The following is a 6490-nucleotide window of genomic DNA, read 5'->3' as shown; positions in this document are numbered from 1 at the left end:
TGGCCTTGTCACAGAAACATTTGAGTTCATACGGGATTTTGAGGGTGAAGTCCCCGGAGCATCCCCCAAAGACTGCGGAAACTATCTTGATATGAATCTTCCTATGGCAAAGTTTCTTGCGGATAAATACTTAACCTTTTCCCTTTATAAAGCGAATGAAAAGAATTTGAATTATCCAGAATAGATTCGTCAATACTGATAAAGTAACTTTTATTTTATAAGGAGGCTTTATCAGATGTCAGATCAAAATAAGATATATGAAGAAGTAGCAGTTAACTGCAGCCAATACTGTCCATGCGGACGCGATCATTCCATAAAGAACGTCAGCACCGGTGATGATACCAAATGTGAGAGCTGTCTCAATTGTTCTCATTTCTCGGAAGAAGAATGTCATTGCTGCCTGGACTTATACGATCAGATCGTAGACAAAATTTAAACATGATATAACAAGGAAATACCTCGAATACTCCCAGTTTCGTATTCGAGGTATTTTTAATGTTCTTTACTTAAACCTTTTTTTCTTTCTATAGTAAAGTGTCATAGTTCCAATGCCGCTCAATCCAATGATCCCAAATAATCCTGGTATTTCGGCTTCATCTCCGGTTCTGGGAGCCGTTTTATCCTTTGAACCGTTTTGGGTATTTTCTATCTCATGATAATTCCATCTTTTATCCGGGCTTTTCTTCTTTTTTGGATCTGTTTTCTTTCCATCGTTTTCTTCACTGTCCCCGCCATTGGATGGAATCCTCTTCCACTTGGCAATTAATTTCAAATCTTCATGCACCGGTGTCCCAAAGTCCCATCGGACTTCCTTTCCAGTCTCATCCTTGTAGTACCAGCCTTCAAAGGTATATCCATCCCTTTTTGGCTCCTTTGGTTCTATTGCCTTCTTTCCCCCGCTCAATATCTGAGTTTCCGGTATGTAATCTCCTCCGTTTGGATCAAAAGATACATTGTGATTTCCAGTGAGACTGACTTTGACCGTCACTTTTGTCCCGTCTGACAGTGAGAATGTCAGATCAAAGCTTCCGGTTTTACCCGCAGTTTTTGCTTTATTAATAAGGGACATTTGTGTTTCATCGGCCTTCACCTGAGCATTGTTACGGCTTGCATCCTTTCCCTTTGCTTTGCACAGAGCAATCAGTTCCGCCTCACTGAAGGCTTTTCCCTTGGTTTCATGGCTGATGTTATTGGCAGCGATCAAACTTTGAGGTGTTTCTTTATCAGCTTTTGCACCGTCGCTCCCTTTTTCCCGCAAAAAGACTGTGACTGTCACCTCTGTTTTATTTGGTGTCTGAAAGGATAACAAAAAATCTCCAATTTCCCCTGCCACTTTCGCCTCATTAATCCTGCGAGCCTGTTCCGGATCAGAGATGACCAGATCTTCTCTCGGAATCTCATCTCCATGTTCATCAAATGCCCTCACAATGGACAACTCTTTTAGCTGCTCTTCCGTAAAAGCTTCCCCTCCAGTTTTGCTGATGATATGCATTGCCTTGATGATCTCATCATTTTCTGGATCTTCTGTCACTTCATCATAATGAATCAGAGAAATCTTCACTGTAACCTTGCTTCCGTTGTCTGCCGTATATGTCAGGTCAAAGCTGCCTGTTTTTCCGGCTGTCTTGGCCGCATTGATCTGTTGAAATTGTCCTGGATCCAGAGTAAATCCATCCAATGGCACTGTATTTCCGTCTTTATCCTTTCCTTTGACAGCTCCATAATTCTTAAGCTCCTCCTCAGTAAAAGGATTCCCCCCTGTCTCCTTCTCAAAACCATTGGCCCCGATCGACGGCGTTGGGTGTTCTGGATCAAATTCTGCCGCATCGGTACCGCAGTCTCTCAAGAAAATGCTCACAGTTACCTCTGTCCCGTTTGGGGTACAATAGGTCAACGGATATTCTCCGATTTTCCCCTCTTTTTTTGCTTTATTTATAACTTCTACTTGTTTAGGATCTTTAAAGTTCAGTTCTTCAACATTAAAACTTGTTCCGTCTTCTTCTTTTCCGTTAACCTTGGTCAGTTTCTTGAGCTGGCTCTGAGTAAACTCTTCTCCTCCGGTCTTGCTGATAACATGATTAGCCCCAATTTGATCCTTTGTGTCCGGATCAATCTCATTGACATCCCGGTATGGGCCAAAATATACTTTAGTACAGAATTGTCCCAGGGTAATTGCCGTAGTGGATGCAAATGGTGTCCCCTGCATAAAGGTATAGTGGTCCAGCGTAGTTCCATCCTGAATGTACCCTTGATAACCAAGCTCCGGCGATGCAAGAACATTGGAAACTTTGGAATTACCGGCTCCGGAACCTATGCCCGGCATGGAACTGGCCGAATCACCAACTGCAATAACAACCGTATCTCCACCGCTGATCTCAATGTTTGTTGTGATCATGGACTGATTAGGGAAGACTGGGGAGTTCCCACACTTGGAAGCCCCGATTCCAGGAGCATATGCACCTCCTGTTGCATTTACTGTTCCCCCGGATATATAGATTCCGTCAACTTTGTTTCCATAACCAGATCCAATCCCCGAACCATACTCAGTCCCAACTGCCCTTATATTTCCTCCTGTAATGCGGATATTTTTTGTATATCCTCCGCCCTGATGTTCTGATATGCAGATAGACCCGATTCCCGGAGAATGCTTTCCTGCCAAGGCCTCAATATTGCCGCCTTTCACTGTTAAGTTTGCAAATCCACATTCACTTGGAGTATTTATTTTTCTCATTGCATTGCTGATCGCTCCGGCATGATATAAATCAGGGTTCCCTTTTGCCAGCAAAGAGCCACAGTTATCGTCACACTTATGGCCTTTTTCTTCTGTCCTGTCACACTGTATTGTCAGTTGTCCGTCCATCCCGTCTTTTGCAAGTGCCGCTCCATAAGTCGGGCCGCCTGTTGCATCGCCGGTAGTACCCGCATTGCAGATTAATTGATTCGTTCCTTCTAATGTCATTGTTACATTGGCGTGGGATACATTAATACAATCCATTTTTGTCGTATCGCAGGTAATGTTCACGTTGTCCAATGTAAGGTCCACCGTCACATCCTTCTCTACTTGAACATTATATTGTGTTGTTGTACCCGTAATCCGGTACCCCTTGACATTTAACTCTGACTCATTGAGAATTTCTGATCCTCCGGATGCTGTCACCACGGCTCCATGAAGTGTTATTGTAATATCTCCCTGGCTTACATCCAGCAGAGTCTGTCCCGTATTTGTTTTTGTTCCTATATTCTTCTTTTGGACTTTTCGGTTGTCTGTATTTTTTAAGGCTCGCTTCTGTCTTTTTGCTCGCCCCCCCCCCCCCAATTTCTGGAAGTCTCGCTTTGCCCTCTATTTTTTCGGAAACAGAAGCTGCCATGTTTTCTGTCGTCCTCTCATTAACCAGGCCTTCTTGATGTTTCTCTGTCCCAGTAACGGCATCTGCCGCCACTGCTTCTGTGCTGACTCCATTTTCTGAACTATCTTTAGTTTCCTTTTGATCCAAGGCAAATAAAACATGGTTGCCCGTACCGATTACCACCAATGCCAAAAAGACAGCAAGACGTTTCCACTTCTTTTTCATGATAAATTCCCTCCTAAATTTTATCTCGTATTGTTATTCCATAAAATAAATCGTTATAAGAGAAGGACATTTGAATAAAAGTTAGAATAAAACATGTGAAATATCTTATTCCTATTGGTTAAATATAGACAGGCAGCTTTGTTCTGAATAAAAAACATACCAAGAAACTGTGAAAATCTTGATTGTAAATGATACAATATGAATAAATTTTAATGATTAGGGGGAAATATCATGTCACCACAACAGATTATCGCAGTTGTTATTTTCTTAATCACCATGACTGCGATCATTTCAGACAAAATTCACAACACCGTAGCCGCAATCACAGGTGCGGTCCTTTTAATTTTGGCGCATATTCTAACCATCGATGAATGTGTAGAAGCCGTCGACATTGAAACCATCGGCATTCTGGTAGGAATGATGCTTTTAGTAGCGATTGTCAAGAATTCAGGTATCTTTGAATATATTGCAATTAAGGCCGCAAAACTGGCCAAAGGACGCCCGTGGCCAATCATGGTCACTTTTATTTTTATCACTGCCATTTTATCCGGACTTTTGGATAACGTAACTACCGTACTGCTGGTTGGCCCTATGACTTTGGCCATCACAAACATTTTAGGTGTCAATCCTGTTCCGTACATCATCACACAGATCATGGCATCCAACATCGGCGGTACTGCCACCCTGATTGGTGACCCTCCGAATATCATGATTGGCAGCGCGGCAAATCTCAGCTTTGTCGACTTTATCCTGAATACAGGATTCGCTGTTGTCTTTGTCATTATTGCAGCTCTGATCTGTTTCCGCTTTATATATGGAAACAGCCTGACTGTAGAAGACAAAAATATTAAGGAAGTTATGAAGCTGGATGAATCCAAGGCCATCAAAAGTAAAAAGCTGCTGATCCAGAGCGTGATCATCCTGGTGATCGTGGCGCTGTGTTTCATTTTTCATGACCAGCTCAAAATGCAGTCCGCAACCATCGCCCTGGCTGCCGCCTGCCTGATGCTGATCATCGGCGGACAGGATCCTGAAGATATTATTTTAAGTGTGGAATGGCCGACGATCCTTTTCTTTGTAGGACTGTTTATTGTAGTAGGCGGCCTGGAGAAAGTCGGAGTCATCACAGTACTGGCCAATGGACTGCTCTCTGTGACCGGGGGAAATATGACCATGACAATGATCCTGATCCTCTGGATCTCCGCAGTGGTTTCATCCTTCCTGGACAATATCCCGTTTGTGGCTACTCTGATCCCGATGATCATAACGATCCAGTCCCACGGTGTGGATGTGACACCTCTTTGGTGGGCACTCTCTCTTGGAGCGTGTCTTGGCGGAAACGGTACTCTGGTAGGTGCCTCTGCCAACGTTGTTCTATCCGGCATCAGCAAAAATGCGGGATACCCAATCTCTTTCGGCAAATACTTTAAGGTTGGATTTCCTATGATGATCTTATCCGTATTGATATGCTCTATTTTCCTGTTGATCAGGTTTGCATAAGTTTACTCGTAACATATTAAAAAGATTTTTATATTAAGGAGGGTTTTATGTCTGCAGATCAAATTCTTGCAATTGTTATTTTTCTTATTACGATGGCGGCCATTATTACGAACAAGGTCAATAACACCCTTGCTGCTGTTTCTGGAGCCATCCTCCTTGTCCTGACCCATATTCTTTCAATAGAAGACTGCGTGGGCTTTATCGACGCGGAGACTATCGGAATCTTAGTGGGTATGATGCTCATGGTCTCTGTGATCAAGACATCCGGTATTTTTGAATACATAGCGATCAAATCCGCCAAGCTGGCAAAAGGACGCCCATGGCCGATCATGGTTGTCTTTATTATCATTACCGCGGTTTTGTCCGGACTTCTTGACAATGTCACGACGATTCTTCTCGTAGGGCCTATGACCTTGGCTATCACAAATATATTGGAGGTCGATCCGGTGCCATACATGCTGACACAGATCATGGCGTCCAATGCCGGAGGTACTGCCACACTGATCGGTGACCCGCCCAATATTATGATCGGTACAGCGGCTAATTTAAGTTTTATGGACTTTATCCAGAATACCGGGGCTGCTGTTGTTCTGGTTATGATCGTCTCTATTATCTGCTATCGGTTTATCTACAGAAAAAGCCTGACAGTGGATGAAAAGAACATACAGAAGGTCATGCAGCTGGACGAACATAAATCCATCAAGGATAAACGTCTGATGGTAGAGAGTATTATCGTTCTGATCCTTGTGGCCGTCGCTTTCATCTTCCACTCACAGCTGCATGTGACATCTGCGACCATTGCCCTCACTGCCGCATGTCTTATGATGTTTCTTGGAAAAGAAGACCCGGAAGATGTTATAATAAATGTAGAATGGTCCACGATCCTGTTTTTTGTTGGATTGTTTATTGTAGTAGGTGCTTTGGATAAAGTAGGAATCATCAAGATCCTGGCTCATGGCCTGATGAACCTGACCGGCGGAAATATGATTTTTACTATGATGCTCATTTTATGGGTGTCCGCATTGATTTCTTCATTCTTGAACAATATTCCGTTTGTTGCGACCCTGATTCCGATGATTCTGACAATGCAGGCCAGCGGGATCCAAGCAGAGCCTCTTTGGTGGGCACTTTCCATGGGCGCATGCCTCGGTGGAAACGGCACCCTGATCGGTGCCTCCGCCAACGTGGTATTGGCGGGCATCAGCAAGAATGCCGGATATCCCATCTCCTTCGGAAAATATTTTAAAGTGGGATTTCCAATGATGCTGGTTTCCATCGTCGTTTGCTCTGCCTTTTTACTGATTAAATTTGCGTGACATTTTCCACATGATTTCCGTTCGGCTCTTAGAATGCCTCACTCCAATCATGTAGAAAATGGACGTAATATCTGCTGGAAATGGGCTTCTGTCAAAAAAGGA

Annotated in this window: 6 protein-coding genes (1 of these 6 running past the window's edge); 4 read left to right on the top strand and 2 right to left on the bottom strand. The window is 43.5% G+C overall.

The genetic code is table 11. From position 1 onward, the window contains the following. Positions 1–184 carry the 3' end of an S-ribosylhomocysteine lyase gene (locus tag AR1Y2_RS06525; RefSeq protein WP_137328253.1) on the top strand. Its footprint begins 296 nt before the window's first position, so the window shows 184 of its 480 coding nt (coding positions 297–480); the start codon falls outside the window, past its left edge; it ends in the stop codon at positions 182–184. A 51-nt stretch (positions 185–235) separates the two neighbouring features. Next, a complete protein-coding gene (locus AR1Y2_RS06520) occupies positions 236–436 on the top strand; it encodes a hypothetical protein (RefSeq protein ID WP_137328252.1) in 201 nt (66 codons plus the stop codon). Positions 437–502: 66 nt separating this feature from the next. Here AR1Y2_RS06520 and AR1Y2_RS06515 read toward each other — a convergent pair whose 3' ends face one another. Together AR1Y2_RS06515 and AR1Y2_RS06510 are read right to left on the bottom strand one after the other, a co-directional pair. After that, entirely contained in the window at positions 503–3157 is a 2655-nt protein-coding gene (locus tag AR1Y2_RS06515; protein WP_137328251.1) for an InlB B-repeat-containing protein, read from the bottom strand. After that, a complete protein-coding gene (locus AR1Y2_RS06510) occupies positions 3123–3572 on the bottom strand; it encodes a hypothetical protein (protein ID WP_137328250.1) in 450 nt (149 codons plus the stop codon). The genes AR1Y2_RS06515 and AR1Y2_RS06510 overlap by 35 nt, the downstream gene beginning before the upstream one ends. 231 nt (positions 3573–3803) lie before the next feature. On the opposite strand from AR1Y2_RS06510, the gene AR1Y2_RS06505 reads away from it, so the two are divergent. Together AR1Y2_RS06505 and AR1Y2_RS06500 are read left to right on the top strand one after the other, a co-directional pair. Next, positions 3804–5072, top strand: coding sequence for an ArsB/NhaD family transporter (locus tag AR1Y2_RS06505; protein ID WP_137328249.1), 1269 nt, complete (start codon positions 3804–3806; stop codon positions 5070–5072). Positions 5073–5119: 47 nt separating this feature from the next. Continuing rightward, the gene (locus AR1Y2_RS06500) at positions 5120–6388 is read left to right on the top strand and encodes an ArsB/NhaD family transporter (protein WP_137328248.1); all 1269 of its coding nucleotides are present in this window, start codon (positions 5120–5122) and stop codon (positions 6386–6388) included. Positions 6389–6490: the final 102 nt, after the last annotated feature.

The sequence above is a fragment of the Anaerostipes rhamnosivorans genome, from assembly GCF_005280655.1.
GTDB classification, from domain to species: Bacteria; Bacillota; Clostridia; order Lachnospirales; family Lachnospiraceae; genus Anaerostipes; species Anaerostipes rhamnosivorans.
The sequence above is the reverse complement of the archived record's forward strand: the minus strand, read 5'-3'. Positions and strand labels throughout refer to the sequence as shown.

Excerpts from the sequence above, each read along its gene's own strand:
- AR1Y2_RS06520 (WP_137328252.1), top strand. The coding sequence starts at position 236 with ATGTCAGATCAAAATAAGATATATGAAGAAGTAGCAGTTAACTGCAGC.
- AR1Y2_RS06510 (WP_137328250.1), bottom strand. The coding sequence starts at position 3,572 with ATGAAAAAGAAGTGGAAACGTCTTGCTGTCTTTTTGGCATTGGTGGTA.
- AR1Y2_RS06505 (WP_137328249.1), top strand. The coding sequence starts at position 3,804 with ATGTCACCACAACAGATTATCGCAGTTGTTATTTTCTTAATCACCATG.
- AR1Y2_RS06500 (WP_137328248.1), top strand. The coding sequence starts at position 5,120 with ATGTCTGCAGATCAAATTCTTGCAATTGTTATTTTTCTTATTACGATG.